The organism is Micromonospora sp. NBC_01655, assembly GCF_026339755.1.
In the GTDB taxonomy this organism is placed as follows: Bacteria; Actinomycetota; Actinomycetes; order Mycobacteriales; family Micromonosporaceae; genus Micromonospora.
On record NZ_JAPEQF010000001.1, the window covers coordinates 1,447,232 to 1,461,900 of the forward strand.

Below are 14,669 nucleotides of genomic sequence, written 5' to 3' on the forward strand. Positions count from 1 at the left end.
AAGGGACATTCATGGCGAAGATCCTTAGCTTCTCGGACGACGCCCGGCACCTGCTGGAGCACGGTGTCAACGCCCTCGCGGACACGGTCAAGGTCACTCTCGGCCCGCGCGGGCGCAACGTCGTCCTGGACAAGAAGTTCGGTGCGCCCACGATCACCAACGACGGCGTGACCATCGCCAAGGAGATCGAGCTCACCAACCCGTACGAGAACCTGGGCGCGCAGCTGGTCAAGGAGGTGGCGACCAAGACCAACGACGTCGCCGGCGACGGGACCACCACCGCGACCGTGCTGGCTCAGGCGATGGTCCGCGAGGGCCTGCGCAACGTGACCGCCGGGGCCAACCCGGCCGGCCTCAAGCGCGGCATCGACGCGGCGGCCAACAAGGTCTCCGAGGCGCTGCTCGACCGGGCCGTCGAGGTCGCCGACAAGGAGTCGATCGCGCACGTGGCGACGATCTCCGCGCAGGACGCCACGATCGGTGAGCTGATCGCCGAGGCGATGGAGCGGGTCGGCCGCGACGGCGTCATCACCGTCGAGGAGGGCTCCACCCTCGCCACCGAGCTGGAGGTGACCGAGGGTCTCCAGTTCGACAAGGGCTTCATCTCGCCGAACTTCGTCACCGACGTGGAGGGGCAGGAGGCGGTCCTGGAGGACCCGTACATCCTGATCACCACGCAGAAGATCTCGGCGATCGAGGAGCTGCTGCCGCTGCTGGAGAAGGTCCTCCAGAACAGCAAGCCGCTGCTGATCATCGCCGAGGACGTCGAGGGCCAGGCCCTGTCCACCCTGGTGGTCAACTCGATCCGCAAGACCCTCAAGGTCTGCGCGGTGAAGGCCCCCGGCTTCGGCGACCGCCGCAAGGCGATGCTCCAGGACATGGCGATCCTCACCGGCGCCGAGCTGGTCGCCCCGGAGCTGGGCTACAAGCTGGACCAGGTCGGCCTGGAGGTGCTCGGCACCGCCCGGCGCGTCGTGGTCGACAAGGAGAACACCACCGTCGTCGACGGTGGCGGGCAGGCCAGCGAGGTCGCCGACCGGGTCGCCCAGATCCGCAAGGAGATCGAGGCCTCGGACTCCGAGTGGGACCGGGAGAAGCTGGCCGAGCGGCTGGCGAAGCTCTCCGGCGGCATCGCGGTCATCAAGGTGGGCGCGGCGACCGAGGTCGAGATGAAGGAGCGCAAGCACCGCATCGAGGACGCCATCGCCGCGACCAAGGCCGCCGTCGAGGAGGGCACGGTGCCCGGCGGTGGCGCCGCCCTGGCGCAGATCCTGCCGGTGCTCGCCGACGACCTCGGCCTCACCGGCGAGGAGAAGGTCGGCGTCTCGATCGTGCGCAAGGCGCTGGTCGAGCCGCTGCGCTGGATCGCCCAGAACGCCGGCCACGACGGCTACGTCGTGGTGCAGAAGGTCGCCGCCCAGGAGTGGGGCAACGGCCTCAACGCCGCCACCGGCGAGTACGTCGACCTGGTGAAGTCCGGCATCATCGACCCGGTGAAGGTGACCCGCAACGCGGTCTCCAACGCCGCCTCGATCGCCGGCCTGCTGCTCACCACCGAGAGCCTGGTGGTGGAGAAGCCGGAGAAGGCCGAGCCGGCCGCCGCCGGGGGCCACGGCCACTCGCACGGCCACGGCCACCAGCACGGCCCGGGCTTCTGACCCACGCCGTAGGACACCGTTCAGGGCACGCCGTCACCCGACGGCGTGCCCTGACGCCTTTCCCGCGCCGGCCGATGCTCACGCAAGCGCCGCCCCGGTCATTCGGCGCGCCCGGCGGCCGGTCACCCCGTGGTGGGCGGGTCCGCGGGGCGGTCACCCGATGGTGAGCGTGTCGAAGGGCGGCGGCGGCCCGAGGTACGCGACCTCCGGCGCCAGCAGCACCGCCCACGCGGGCCGGAACGCCGGTGCCCGGCGGTCCAGCTCCGGCCGGAGGTGGCTGCGCCAGGGCCCGCGCCCGTCGTCGGCCAGCCACCCGGGCCACGAGTCGTAGCGCCGTTCGAGGGTGAAGCCGCCGGCGGTCGCCTCCAGCCGTAGGAAGATCCACTGCCCGTGCGCCGGGTCGGCCTCGGCCGTCCGGAGCCGGCGGACCAGGTCGCCGGCCTGGCGGAACGCCGCCCACCCGTCCTCGCCCGGGAGGCTGGCCGGGGCCGCCTCGCCCGGGTGCTGGCTGAGCGCGGTGTCGGTGACCTGGATGAGCAGCGAGCAGCGGCCGTCGCCGGCCGGGGCCCGGCCGCGTGCCCAGTCGACGAGCTCGGTCAGCTCGGGGGTGGGCGCCGGGGCCGGGCGGGGCGCCTCCGTGGCCCGCCGCATCGCCGTCCAGACCAGCCGGTCGTGCTGGTCGTCGCTGAGCACCCGGACCCGCCGGGGCGGGGGCCCGGCCGCCGCCGCCACCGCCGGTGGCCGTCCGCCCGGGGTCAGCCCGGCCCGGGTCGCCATCGCCAGGCCGGCGGGCACGTCGACCGGGCCGGGCCGGAGCCGGCCGAGCAGCCCGTCCAGCGCGCCCGCGTCGAGGGCGCGGTCGGCCGCGGCGGTGAGCAACCGGCCGGCGGCCTCGGCCACCTCGGCCCGCTCCGCCGCCTCGTCCGCGGGTTGGTAGCCGCCCCACTCGAAGACCACCTCGCCCAGCTCCCGCCGGGCCCGGTCGTCGTCGAGCACCGCCCCGGCGGTGTCCCGCAGCCCGTCGGGCAGCAATGGCTCCGGGTACGGCACCCGGGACCAGCCGCCGTCGTACCAGTAGGCGTAGCCGAGCTGGTCGGCCTCGGCGTGCCGGATCAGCTCGGGCCAGGGCAGCCAGGCGGGGGCCCCGGCGAGCAGGTCGAGCGGCGGGCTGACGCTCACGGTGTCGCTGTACTCGTGGTCGTAGCCGAAGAGCACCGCCCGGCCGCCCTCGACGCGCACCAGCCGCGCCCAGTTGCCCCCGTGGTCGTCGTGGTGGGCACCGTCCGCGTCGCACCAGTAGACGTCGTCGTGGCCGAGAGTGGCGAGCGCCGAGGCGAGCGCGCCCCACCGGGCCCAGAGCGTGTCCGGATCCGCGATGTCGATCAGCATCCGATGATGCTGGCAGAACAGTGGGACATCCGCCGCCGGCCGGTACGTGACCCGACGCCGCGCCCCGGGCGGCCGGGGCGCGGCGTCGGCGTGTGGCAGGCGCGGTCGTCAGGCGACGTTGCGCTGGGCCGGCATCGTGGACTTGTGCGGGCGGCCGAGGCGGGCCTCCAGGCGGGCCACGTCGACGCGGCTGTGCCGGCGGTCGGCCAGGTCCTCCCAGCCGACCGCGAGCAGCCGTAGCCGCTCCGCCTCGCTGAAGCCGCCCCAGACGCCGTACGGCTCACGGACGGACAGCGCGTGCGCGGCGCACTCGGCGCGTACGGGGCAGGCCCGGCAGACCGCCTTGGCGCCGGACTCGCGGCGCAGGCGGGAGGAGCCGCGCTCGCCGTCCGGGTGGAAGAACTGGGCGCTGTCGCGACCCCGGCAGGCGCCGAGCCGCTGCCAGTCCCAGAGGTCGACGATGGGTCCGGGCAGCCTGCGTACGTTCGACATCAGCACCCCTCCTCCCGCGCGGCACCGCGGAGACTCTCAGTTGACCGGTGTCCGGGCGGTGGGCCGCGCTGGCGCACCGATTCCGGCTCGGCTCCCGGTACCCCGGCTCTCGCCGGCTCACACTTCTGTGATCGAAAACCTCGGACAATGTGCGGCATATGCCCTATCTGTCGGAAAAGTTCGGAGGATTGCCGGGAACACCCACCCGACCCCACCCCGCCGTGGTCTGCTTCGGGTCGGAGAGGAGACCACAGTGCGTACTGTTCTCGTGTGCGTTCGGACGCCGCTCGCCGCGCAGCAACTGAACTCCGCGGCGGCCCGGCTCGGGCTGTCCGCCGCCGTCCGGACCGCCGTCTCCGATCCCGAGGTGATGTTGCGGCTGGCGGAGGGCCCGGCGGACGTGGTGCTCGCCGACACGGCGCTCACCCGGCCGGACAGCGCCGGATTCGTGCGTCGGGTGCTGGCCCGCGCGCCGCAGGCCGCGGTGCTGCTGTTCGGGGCCGAGGAGTCCGAGGCGGCTGCGGCCACCATCGGCGCCGGGGCCCGGGGACTGATCCAGGGCACCGACCACGACCTGACCAGCGCGGTGGCCAAGGCCCTGCTGCTGCTCTCCGCGCCGGGCCGGGCGACCCGGCACCGGGTGGCCGACCCGGCTCGGGACGCCGCGGCCGTCGGCGGCCAGAAGCGCCCCGCGTCGGCCGGCCGCGCCCCGAACAACCCCGGCCCGGCCTGGCCGGCGGCCCCGGAGGGGCCGGGCGGCGTGCCGGCGGTGGTGCCCGTGCAGCGGGGCGACGACGAGCCGGAGCCGACCGGCGGCGAGCCCGCGGAGCCGGCGAACGGCCGGCGGGCCGCCCCCGCCCGGGGCGCCCGGGGAGCGGTCGGCCTGACCGAGCGGGAACTCCAGGTGCTGCTCGGGATGGCCGAGGGCAAGAGCAACGCCGAGATCGGCCGGGAACTGTTCGTCTCGGAGGACACCGTCAAGACGCACGCCCGTCGGCTGTTCCGCAAGCTCGGCGCCCGCGACCGCGCGCACGCGGTGGCCGCCGGCTTCCGCGCCGGCCTGGTCGCCTGAGCGCGCCGGCAGGCCCGTTGCCCGGCCGGGCCCGGTCCCGCGAACCGTGGCACTCGCCCGTCGGGGCCGACCCGACCCGGCTCGGCCCCGCTCGACGCCGCGCTGTCGGACGGGTACCGCGAGCCCGCACTCGCACCTCGGGGAACGCGCGGGACCCGGGTCGGCTCAGGTGCCCGGTTCGGTGTCGTCCTCGGTGCCCTCGGTCAGGGTGTCGTGCACACCGTCGGCGTAGCCGCGCGCGTAGTCCCAGGTGACGTAGTGGTCCGGGTCCGGGTCGTAGGCCGGCTCGTGCACCCGGGGCCGGCCGGAGCTGAGCAGGTGGCGCAGGTTGCCCCGGAGCAGGTCCCAGTCGAAGTAGTGCGGCTCCCGGCAGTCCTCGCACTCGATCACCAGCCCGCGCACCCCGACGGGCGCCAGCAGGGCCTGGTAGACCTCCAGGTCCGCGAGGTCCTCCAGCACGTCCTGCCGCTCGACCTCGGTCAGTGGGTCGAGTGCGGCGTCGCCGTCCGGGTCGTGCAGCTCCGCCGCCGGATCGGCCGGGTCGCCGTTGAACGGGTCGATGGGCTCGTCGTGCACCCCCTCACCGTAGACCCCGTGCCCGCGCGCCGCCCGCCCCAGTCCGCCCGGTCACCCGGCGTCGGGGCAGACGGGGGCCGCCGTCACGCAGCGTCGACGACCGGGCCGGCTCCGGCGGGGGCGGCCCGGCCCGATGGGTACGATGGCACCGACGCGCCATCACCCGGCGTGCGCCGGATGCCCGCGCGCGCCGCCTCGCTGAAGCCCGCCCGACCAGCTCAGGAGAGCAATCGTGGACAATTCGCCCAGCACCGATCTGCCGGCCGGCGCCGACCACGGCGAGCTGGGCGGCCACCTGCCGGAGCTGCCCGCCGGCTCGGCCCGGGTGGTCCCGCTCGGCCTCACCTTCGACGACGTGCTGCTCCAGCCCGGCGAGTCGGACGTGGTGCCCAGCCGGGTCAACACCCGCACCCGGCTGACCCGCAACGTCGAGCTGACCATCCCGCTGCTGTCCAGCGCGATGGACACGGTCACCGAGGCGCGGATGGCGATCGCCATGGCCCGCCAGGGTGGCATCGGCGTGCTGCACCGCAACCTCTCCCTGGAGGACCAGGCGCTCCAGGTCGACCTGGTGAAGCGTTCCGAGTCCGGCATGATCACCAACCCGGTGACCGCCAGCCCGGAGGACACCCTGCGCGACGTCGACGCGCTGTGCGGCCGGTACCGGATCTCCGGGGTCCCGGTGGTCGACCGCGACGGCCAACTCGTCGGCATCGTCACCAACCGGGACATGCGTTTCGTCTCCGAGCCGGCCACCCCGGTCCACGAGATCATGACCCGGACGCCGCTGGTCACCGCGCCCGTCGGGGTGCGCAAGGACGAGGCGCTGGCGCTGCTGCGCCAGCACAAGGTGGAGAAGCTGCCGATCGTCGACGACTCGGGCCGGCTGCGCGGGCTGATCACCGTCAAGGACTTCACCAAGAGCGAGCAGTACCCGAACGCCACCAAGGACGACGCCGGCCGGCTCCGGGTGGCCGCCGCCGTCGGCGTGGGGGAGGACGCGTACAAGCGGGCCCGTGCCCTGGTGGACGCGGGCGTGGACGTGCTGATCGTGGACACCGCGCACGGCCACCAGCGGGCGGTGCTGGACATGGTCCGCCAGCTCAAGAAGGACGTCACGATCGACATCGTCGGCGGCAACGTGGCCACGTACGCCGGGGCGAAGGCCCTGGTCGACGCCGGCGCCGACGGCGTGAAGGTCGGGGTCGGCCCGGGCGCGATCTGCACCACCCGGATCGTCGCCGGGGTCGGCGTCCCGCAGATCACCGCGATCATGGAGGCCGCGCGGGCCGCCCGCCCGGCCGGCGTCCCGGTGATCGGCGACGGCGGCATCCAGTACTCCGGCGACATCGCCAAGGCCCTCGTGGCCGGCGCCGACGCGGTGATGCTCGGCAGCCTGCTGGCCGGCTGCGAGGAGAGCCCCGGCGAGCTGATCTTCATCAACGGCAAGCAGTACAAGGCGTACCGGGGGATGGGCTCGCTGGGCGCGATGCAGTCCCGGGGCCAGGCCAAGTCCTACAGCAAGGACCGCTACTTCCAGCAGGACGTGCTCGCCGAGGACAAGCTGGTCCCGGAGGGCGTGGAGGGCCAGGTGCCCTACCGGGGGCCGCTCTCCGCCGTCGCCCACCAGCTCACCGGCGGGCTGCGCGCCGCGATGGGGTACGTCGGCGCGGAGAGCATCCCCGAGCTGCACCGGCGCGGCCAGCTCATCCGGATCACCGCGGCCGGGCTCAAGGAGAGCCACCCGCACGACATCCAGATGACCGTCGAGGCGCCGAACTACCACTCCCGCTGACCGCCACCCCCTCAAGACACCTGGAGCCCCCCATGCGTGACGTGGTCGAGATCGGCCTGGGTAAGACCGCGCAACGCGGTTACCACCTGGACGACATCGCCATCGTGCCGAGCCGCCGCACCCGGGACGTCGACGACGTCTCCACCGCCTGGCAGCTCGACGCGTACCAGTTCGGCATCCCGTGTGTGGGGCACCCCTCGGACGCGACGATGAGCCCGCAGTCGGCCGTGCGGCTCGGCCAGCTCGGCGGGCTCGGCGTGCTCAACGTCGAGGGCCTGTGGACCCGGTACGAGAACCCGACCAAGGTGCTGGAGGAGCTGGCCGCCCTGGGCGAGGACGCCCGCGCCACGAAGCGGCTCCAGGAGGTGTACGCCGAGCCGATCCGCCCGGACCTGATCGCCGAGCGGGTCCGCGAGCTGCGGGCCGGCGGCGGCACCGTGGCGGTCCGGGTCTCCCCGCAGCACACCCTGGCGCTGGCCCCGGTGATCCTCGACGCCGGCGTGGACATCCTGGTCATCCAGGGCACCATCGTGTCGGCCGAGCACGTCTCCACCACGGACGAGCCGCTGAACCTCAAGGAGTTCATCGCCGACCTCGACCTCCCGGTCGTCGTCGGCGGCTGCACCGACTACAAGACCGCGCTGCACCTGATGCGCACCGGCGCGGCCGGTGTGATCGTCGGCATCGGCGGCGACGAGTGGTCGACCACCGAGTCGGTGCTCGGCATCCGGGTGCCGATGGCCACCGCGATCGCCGACGCCGCCGCGGCCCGCCGCGACTACCTGGACGAGACCGGCGGCCGGTACGTGCACCTGATCGCCGACGGGGACATCCAGACCTCCGGCGACATCGCCAAGGCGCTGGGCTGCGGCGCGGACGCGGTGATGCTCGGCGAGCCGCTGTCGCTGTGCGAGGAGGCCCCGGCGGGCGGCGCGTGGTGGCACTCGGCGGCCAGCCACCCGTCGCTGCCGCGCGGGGCGTTCGAGGTGGCCGGCGAACCGCTCGGCGAGATGGAGCAACTGCTGTTCGGCCCGGCCGACGAGCCGGACGGCCAGCTCAACCTCTTCGGCGGCCTGCGCCGGGCAATGGCCAAGTGCGGCTACCGCGACCTCAAGGAGTTCCAAAAGGTAGGCCTGGTCCTAGACCGCTGACCCCCTCCCCCTACACCCTGCACTTTCACGGAAAGAGTGGCTGTTCCGGCCGGAATAGCCACTCTTTCCGTGAATTTGGGGCGGGGTGGGGCGGGGTGGGTCGTAGGCTGCCTCCAGAGCAGGCGAGGTGAGCGATGCCCCGAGCAGGAGGGCGGCTGGTGCGGGGAGGGCCCGGACGGGTCGTCCACACCGGGTGGCCGGGGCCGGGGCCTGCTGGCCGGCTGCCTCGCCGTGGCCGCCCTCGCCGCCTGCACCGGGGCGCCCCCACCCGGCGTGACCGCTCGGTGGCCGGCGCTCGGTAGGCTGCCGCGGACGGAGCGACCGGCCGGGGTCGGGCGGGCCGGGGCCTCCGCCGGGAGGGACGACGTGATGACGCTGAGCCTGCGGGGCCCGCGCCCCGGCACCGGGTTGCTGCTGGCCGTGGCGCTCGGGTTGGCCGCCTGCTCCTCGGCGCCGACCGAGCCGCCCAAGCCGACCGAGCCGACCGCGCCGGGGGCCGCCACGTCGCCGAGCCCGGCCCGGCAGTTCAGGCCCGGCGCGGCCGGGGTGGGCGACGACTACTTCCCCCGGTACGGCAACGCCGGGTACGACGTGACCCGGTACACCGTGAAGGTCCGCTACGACCCGGCGAAGGACCGGCTGACCGGCACCACGGTCGTGCAGGCCACGGCCACCGCGGACCTGTCCTCGTTCAACCTGGACCTGGCCGGGCTGACCGTGCGGAAGGTGACCGTGGACGGCGCCCCCGCCCGGCACGCCCGCACCGGCGACGAACTGGTGGTCACCCCCGCCGCCGGGCTGACCTCCGGCAACGGCTTCACCGCCGAGATCGGCTACGACGGCGAGCCGAAGCCGCTGCGCAACGAGGCCCTCGGCGAGGGTGGGTTCCGGGCCACCTCCGACGGCGCGGTGGCCCTCGGCCAGCCCGAGTCGGCGAGCACCTGGTACCCGGTCAACGACCACCCCTCGGACAAGGCCGCGTACGACTTCGAGATCACCGTGCCGCAGGGGCTGACCGCCGTCAGCAACGGGGTGCCGCTGGGGAAGACCACCCGGGCCGGCTGGACCACCTGGAAGTGGGCCGAGCGCTCGCCCATGGCCAGCTACCTGAGCACCCTGGCGATCGGCGAGTTCCGGGTGACCCGCGCCGAGCACAAGGGCCGGCCGGTGTTCAGCGCGGTCACCACGAAGCTGCCGGAGGGCGCCGCGGACGCGTCGATCGCCCGCACCGTCGAGGTGGCCGACTACCTGGAGGGCGTCTTCGGGCCGTACCCGTTCGGCTCGTACGGCGGGGTGGTCGTCTCCGAGCCGGGCATCGGGTACGCGCTGGAGACGCAGAGCCGGCCGGTCTACTCGGCCAACTTCTTCCGCCGGGGCGAGAACACCGGGGTGGTCGCGCACGAACTGGCCCACCAGTGGTTCGGCAACAGCGTGGCGCTGGCGCGGTGGCAGGACATCTGGCTCAACGAGGGGCTGGCCACGTACGCGGAGTGGCTGTGGGAGGAGCACCGCGGCGGGCGGACGGCGCAGCAGTCGTTCGACGCGGCGTACCTCGGCGCGTCCGGTCAGGTCTGGCGGACCCCGCCGGGGAAGCCGGGGGCGGCGAACCTGTTCGGCGAGTCGGTGTACCAGCGCGGGGGGATGACCGTGCACGCCCTGCGGGCCGCCGTCGGCGACCGGGCGTTCTTCGCGCTGCTACGGACCTGGGCGGCGGACAAGCGCGACGGCAACGCCACCACCGCGGAGTTCGTCGCCCTCGCCGAGCGGGTCTCCGGCAGGCAGCTCGACGCACTCTTCGACGCGTGGCTGTACGGCACCGAGCAGCCGGCGAGGCCGGGGACGACACGCTGACCCGGGCCGCCCGGGTGGCGGCCCGGTGGATTGGCCACCCCGGCGCCGGTCACCTCTTCACCACCAGCTCGGGGTGGGCGGCCAGGTACTGCTCGACCCGGCCCGCCTTCAGCTCGGTGAGGAACTTCCGGCCGACCGGCTTGAGCTGCTCACCGCGGTAGGAGCTGCCCTTGCCCACCCCCTCGCCGGGCAAGCCGACCAGGACGAGCCGGTCGGCGGGCAGCCCGCCGAGGGCGTACGCGAGGTCGACGATCCGCGGCCCGCCCGCGTAGATCAGGGTGTCGCCGAGCGCGCCGACGACCTGCTCGACCCGGTCGGGCTGCCGGGGCAGGCCCTCGTTCTGGAGCTTCGTCACCAGCGCCCGGACGAGCTGCTGCTGGTGGCGCTGCCGGGCGTAGTCCCCGCCGTCCAGTCCGTAGCGCTGCCGGGCGTAGTCCAGCGCCTGCCAGCCGGTCAGGTGCCGGTCGCCCTTCTCGTAGACCATCTGCGGGCCGACGTAGCCGCCGCCGCCCGGCGCCGGCTCGCGGTGCCGGCCGTCGGGCCGCCGGTGCAGCGAGACGGTGCGCTGGTCGATGTAGACGTCGATGCCGCCGACGGCGTTCACCAGCTTCTCGAAGCCCTGGAAGGTGACCACCGCCCCGGCGTCGAAGCGCAGCCCGGTGTACCCGCTGACGGTGCTGCGCAGCAGCTCGTACCCCTGGGCGGCGCTCGGCTGCTTCGGCTTGCCGGGCACCCGGCTGCCGTAGCTCATCGCGTGGGTGAGCTTGGTCTTCCCGCCCTCGTACCCCGCCTTCGGGAAGGCCGGGATGTCGACCAGCAGGTCGCGGGGGAGTGAGAAGACGTACGCCCGGTCCAGCTCCCTCGTGACGTGCGCCACCAGCACCGCGTCGCCGTGCGGCTCCCAGCCGGGCACGCTGACCCGGGTGTCCACGCCGACCATCAGGAGGTTCAGCGGCCCGGTCACGTCGGCCCCCGGCGGCGGGGTCGGGGTCGGCGTGGCCTCCGGCGGCGTGGGCGCGGCGGTGACCCGCCCCGCCCCGCGCTCGGGCTGCCGGTCGGCGACCAGCCGGACGGCCACCGTCGCGCCGGCCGCCACCAGGACCAGGGCCGCGAGGACGGCCAGTCCCAGCCGCCACCGCCGACGTCCGGTACCCGCCTGTCCGGCCATGTCCCACCCCCGTTCGTACAACGCTCCGACCGAGTCGCCGGGTTGCGGCCGCTGAGCGACGGATCGACGGCGGCGGGGTGCATGATGCCGCGAAAACGGGCTCTGGCGCGATAGCTACCCGTCGGTAATGATGCGTCCATGCGGTACGACGTGCTCGTCGTCGGGTCCGGCTTCGGTGGCAGCGTCACCGCGCTCCGGCTGGCTGAGAAGGGCTACTCGGTCGGCGTGCTGGAGGCCGGGCGGCGCTTCACCGACGACGAGTTCCCGGAGACCTCGTGGCGGCTGCGCCGGTTCCTCTGGGCCCCGGGGCTCGGCTGCTACGGCCTGCAACGGATCACCCTGCTCCGGTCCGCCGACCGCCGGGCCGGCGGCGGGGTGCTGGTGCTGTCCGGGGCCGGGGTGGGCGGCGGCTCGCTGGTCTACGCGAACACCCTCTACGAGCCCCTCGACGCGTTCTACACCGACCCGCAGTGGCGGGACATCACCGACTGGCGCGCCGAGCTGGCCCGCCACTACGACCAGGCGAAGCGGATGCTCGGCGTCACCACGTACCCGGTGCAGACCCGGGCGGACCGGGCGATGCGGGCGGTGGCCGACCGGATGGGCGTCGGCCACACCCACCACCCCACCCCCGTCGGGGTGCACATCGGCCGGCCGGGGGAGCGGGTCGCCGACCCGTACTTCGGCGGGGCCGGCCCGGAGCGCACCGGCTGCACGCACTGCGGGTCGTGCATGACCGGCTGCCGGCACGGGGCGAAGAACACCCTGGTCAAGAACTACCTGTGGCTGGCCGAACGGCTCGGCGCGCAGGTGCACCCGCTGACCACGGTCACCGCCGTCCGCCCGGCCGACGGCGGCGGCTACCGGGTGCAGACCGTCCGCACCGGGGCCTGGCCGCGCCGGCGCCGCCAGGTGTTCCACGCCGACCAGGTGGTCCTCGCCGCCGGCGCGCTCGGCACCCAGCGGTTGCTGCACGAGATGAAGGCCACCGGGGCGCTGCCCGCCCTGTCGCCCCGCCTCGGCGAGCTGACCCGGACGAACTCCGAGGCGATCCTCGGCGCGTCGGTGCCCCCCGCCCGGGCCCGCGCCGAGGGGCTGGACTTCACCGAGGGAGTGGCGATCACCAGCTCGTTCCACCCCGACCCGCAGACCCACATCGAGCCGGTCCGCTACGGGCGCGGCTCCAACGCGATGGGGCTGCTCCAGTCGCTGCTGGTCGACGGCGGCCCGCACCGGGTCCGGCGCTGGGTGGCCACCCTGCTGCGGCAGCCCGGGACCGCCGCTCGGATGCTCACCGTCCGCAACTGGTCGGAACGGACGGTCATCGCGCTGGTCATGCAGTCCGCCGACAACTCGCTGACCATCCGCTGGCGGCGCGGCCTGTTCGGCCGGCGGCTGGCCGCCGGCCCCGGCCACGGCGAGCCCAGCCCGACCTGGATCCCGGCCGGCCACGCCGCCGCCCGGTTGCTCGCCGAGGAGATCGGCGGTACGCCGGGCGGGTCGCTCACCGAGCCGTTCGACATCCCGATGACCGCGCACATCCTCGGCGGGGCGGTGATCGGCGTCACCCCGGCCGAGGGGGTGATCGACCCGTACCACCGGGTGCACGGGCACGCCGGGTTGCACGTGGTGGACGGCGCGGCCGTCTCGGCGAACCTCGGGGTGAACCCCTCGCTGACCATCACCGCCCAGGCGGAACGGGCGATGTCCCTCTGGCCCAACAAGGGGGAACCCGACCCGCGCCCGCCGCTCGGGGAGCCGTACCGGCGCCTCGACCCGGTGCCGCCGGCCCACCCGGCCGTCCCGGCGGACGCCCCCGGTGCCCTGCGGGCGTGAGCGGAAGGGCGCCTTCTCGACGCCTCCGGCAGGGAATGGCTCCCCTCCCCCCGGAACATCCGCGCGGGAAGGGCCGGCCGCTGCCCGGGGCGGGCGTGACTGTCGGTAGGCTTCCTGCACATGAGCACGCCTCGTCCCGTCCTCGTGGTGGACTTCGGAGCCCAGTACGCCCAGCTCATCGCGCGCCGGGTGCGCGAGGCGAAGGTCTACTCGGAGATCGTGCCGCACTCGATGCCAGTGGCCGAGATGCTGGCGAAGAACCCGGCCGCGATCATCCTGTCCGGCGGCCCGGCCAGCGTCTACGCCCCCGACGCCCCGCAGATCGACGCCGGGGTGTTCGACGCCGGCGTCCCGGTGTTCGGCATCTGCTACGGCTTCCAGGCCATGGCCCAGGCGCTCGGCGGCACCGTGGCGCGCACCGGCAACCGCGAGTACGGCGGCACCCCGCTGCGCCCCCGCCTCCTCGAACCCGGTGTGCTGCTCCGCGACCTGCCGGCCGACCTGCCGGTCTGGATGAGCCACGGCGACTGCGTCACCGAGGCCCCGGCCGGCTTCACGGTCACCGCCGAGTCGGCGGGCGCCCCGGTCGCCGCGTTCGAGGACCTGGCCGGCCGCCGGGCCGGGGTGCAGTTCCACCCGGAGGTCGGGCACACCGCGCACGGCCAGGAGATGCTCGCCCGGTTCCTGTACGACATCGCCGGCATCGAGCCCACCTGGACCCCCGCGAACATCATCGACGAGCAGGTCGCCCGGATCCGGGAGCAGGTGGGCGACAAGGAGGTCATCTGCGGCCTGTCCGGCGGGGTGGACTCCGCCGTCGCCGCCGCGCTGGTGCACAAGGCCGTCGGAGACCAGCTCACCTGCGTCTTCGTCGACCACGGCCTGCTGCGGGCCGGCGAGGCCGAGCAGGTGGAGAAGGACTACGTCGCCGCCACCGGCATCAAGCTCAAGGTCGTCGACGCGCAGGACCGGTTCCTCGGGGCCCTCGCGGGGGTGATCGACCCGGAGCAGAAGCGGAAGATCATCGGCCGGGAGTTCATCCGGGTCTTCGAGGCCGCCGCCCGGGAGATCGCCTCGCGCGGCGACGTCGAGTTCCTGGTGCAGGGCACCCTCTACCCGGACGTGGTGGAGTCCGGCGGCGGCACCGGCACCGCCAACATCAAGAGCCACCACAACGTCGGCGGCCTTCCGGAGGACCTGAAGTTCGCCCTGGTCGAGCCGCTGCGAACCCTGTTCAAGGACGAGGTCCGGACGCTCGGCCTGGAGCTGGGCCTGCCCGAGGCGATGGTCTGGCGGCACCCGTTCCCGGGCCCCGGCCTGGCCATCCGGATCATCGGCGCGGTCGACCGGGAGCGGCTCGACCTGCTGCGCCAGGCCGACCTGATCGCCCGCGAGGAGCTGACCGCCGCCGGCCTGGACCGGGGCGTCTGGCAGTTCCCGGTGGTGCTGCTGGCCGACGTGCGCAGCGTCGGGGTGCAGGGCGACGGGCGCAGCTACGGGCATCCCGTGGTGCTGCGCCCGGTCTCCAGCGAGGACGCGATGACCGCCGACTGGTCCCGGCTGCCCTACGAGGTGGTCGCCAGGATCTCCACCCGGATCACCAACGAGGTGGCCGAGGTGAACCGGGTGGTCCTGGACGTCACCAGCAAGCCGCCGGGCACCATCGAGTGGGAGTGACCCC

At 74.3% G+C, this 14,669-nt stretch carries 11 protein-coding genes; 7 read left to right on the top strand and 4 right to left on the bottom strand.

All coding sequences use genetic code 11. The features are described 5' to 3' along the window. Window positions 1-11: 11 nt before the first annotated feature. Window positions 12-1,658, top strand: coding sequence for a chaperonin GroEL (gene groL, locus OOK41_RS06935; RefSeq protein WP_117665169.1), 1,647 nt, complete (start codon window positions 12-14; stop codon window positions 1,656-1,658). A gap of 153 nt (window positions 1,659-1,811) precedes the next feature. Here groL and OOK41_RS06940 read toward each other — a convergent pair whose 3' ends face one another. Together OOK41_RS06940 and OOK41_RS06945 are read right to left on the bottom strand one after the other, a co-directional pair. Further along, the gene (locus OOK41_RS06940; protein ID WP_266263407.1) at window positions 1,812-3,047 is read right to left on the bottom strand and encodes a hypothetical protein; all 1,236 of its coding nucleotides are present in this window, start codon (window positions 3,045-3,047) and stop codon (window positions 1,812-1,814) included. Window positions 3,048-3,155: 108 nt separating this feature from the next. Next, the gene (locus tag OOK41_RS06945; protein ID WP_117665200.1) at window positions 3,156-3,539 is read right to left on the bottom strand and encodes a WhiB family transcriptional regulator; all 384 of its coding nucleotides are present in this window, start codon (window positions 3,537-3,539) and stop codon (window positions 3,156-3,158) included. A gap of 253 nt (window positions 3,540-3,792) precedes the next feature. Between OOK41_RS06945 and OOK41_RS06950 the strand changes: the two genes are divergently transcribed. After that, window positions 3,793-4,611 (top strand): helix-turn-helix transcriptional regulator, encoded by an 819-nt coding sequence (locus OOK41_RS06950; RefSeq protein WP_266263408.1) that lies wholly within the window; start codon window positions 3,793-3,795, stop codon window positions 4,609-4,611. Between the two features lie 165 nt (window positions 4,612-4,776). Here the strand turns inward: OOK41_RS06950 and OOK41_RS06955 are convergent, their stop codons facing one another. Further along, window positions 4,777-5,187 carry a DUF5319 domain-containing protein gene (locus OOK41_RS06955; RefSeq protein WP_266263410.1) on the bottom strand — a complete coding sequence of 137 codons (411 nt, stop codon included), beginning with the start codon at window positions 5,185-5,187 and terminating at the stop codon, window positions 4,777-4,779. A gap of 232 nt (window positions 5,188-5,419) precedes the next feature. On the opposite strand from OOK41_RS06955, the gene guaB reads away from it, so the two are divergent. The 3 genes from guaB to OOK41_RS06970 all read left to right on the top strand — a co-directional run bounded on the left by guaB (window position 5,420) and on the right by OOK41_RS06970 (window position 9,984). Next, the gene (gene guaB / locus OOK41_RS06960; protein WP_117665173.1) at window positions 5,420-6,982 is read left to right on the top strand and encodes an IMP dehydrogenase; all 1,563 of its coding nucleotides are present in this window, start codon (window positions 5,420-5,422) and stop codon (window positions 6,980-6,982) included. A 32-nt stretch (window positions 6,983-7,014) separates the two neighbouring features. Next, window positions 7,015-8,133 carry a GuaB3 family IMP dehydrogenase-related protein gene (locus tag OOK41_RS06965; RefSeq protein WP_117665174.1) on the top strand — a complete coding sequence of 373 codons (1,119 nt, stop codon included), beginning with the start codon at window positions 7,015-7,017 and terminating at the stop codon, window positions 8,131-8,133. Between the two features lie 369 nt (window positions 8,134-8,502). Then, window positions 8,503-9,984 (top strand): M1 family metallopeptidase, encoded by a 1,482-nt coding sequence (locus OOK41_RS06970; protein WP_266263411.1) that lies wholly within the window; start codon window positions 8,503-8,505, stop codon window positions 9,982-9,984. Window positions 9,985-10,033: 49 nt separating this feature from the next. Here the strand turns inward: OOK41_RS06970 and OOK41_RS06975 are convergent, their stop codons facing one another. Continuing rightward, window positions 10,034-11,152: an LCP family protein gene (locus tag OOK41_RS06975; protein WP_266263412.1), complete on the bottom strand. Its 1,119-nt coding sequence runs from the start codon at window positions 11,150-11,152 to the stop codon at window positions 10,034-10,036. 138 nt (window positions 11,153-11,290) lie between these two features. On the opposite strand from OOK41_RS06975, the gene OOK41_RS06980 reads away from it, so the two are divergent. Further along, window positions 11,291-12,988, top strand: a complete 1,698-nt coding sequence (locus OOK41_RS06980; RefSeq protein WP_266263414.1) for an FAD-dependent oxidoreductase — start codon at window positions 11,291-11,293, stop codon at window positions 12,986-12,988. 120 nt (window positions 12,989-13,108) lie between these two features. Continuing rightward, a complete protein-coding gene (gene guaA, locus OOK41_RS06985; protein ID WP_266263415.1) occupies window positions 13,109-14,665 on the top strand; it encodes a glutamine-hydrolyzing GMP synthase in 1,557 nt (518 codons plus the stop codon). Window positions 14,666-14,669 lie beyond the last annotated feature (4 nt).

Bases quoted from the DNA above. Each gene is read 5' to 3' on its own strand.
- OOK41_RS06940 (WP_266263407.1), bottom strand. From the start codon at position 3,047: ATGCTGATCGACATCGCGGATCCGGACACGCTCTGGGCCCGGTGGGGC.
- OOK41_RS06965 (WP_117665174.1), top strand. From the start codon at position 7,015: ATGCGTGACGTGGTCGAGATCGGCCTGGGTAAGACCGCGCAACGCGGT.
- groL (WP_117665169.1), top strand. From the start codon at position 12: ATGGCGAAGATCCTTAGCTTCTCGGACGACGCCCGGCACCTGCTGGAG.
- guaA (WP_266263415.1), top strand. From the start codon at position 13,109: ATGAGCACGCCTCGTCCCGTCCTCGTGGTGGACTTCGGAGCCCAGTAC.
- OOK41_RS06975 (WP_266263412.1), bottom strand. From the start codon at position 11,152: ATGGCCGGACAGGCGGGTACCGGACGTCGGCGGTGGCGGCTGGGACTG.
- OOK41_RS06945 (WP_117665200.1), bottom strand. From the start codon at position 3,539: ATGTCGAACGTACGCAGGCTGCCCGGACCCATCGTCGACCTCTGGGAC.
- OOK41_RS06980 (WP_266263414.1), top strand. From the start codon at position 11,291: ATGCGGTACGACGTGCTCGTCGTCGGGTCCGGCTTCGGTGGCAGCGTC.
- OOK41_RS06970 (WP_266263411.1), top strand. From the start codon at position 8,503: ATGACGCTGAGCCTGCGGGGCCCGCGCCCCGGCACCGGGTTGCTGCTG.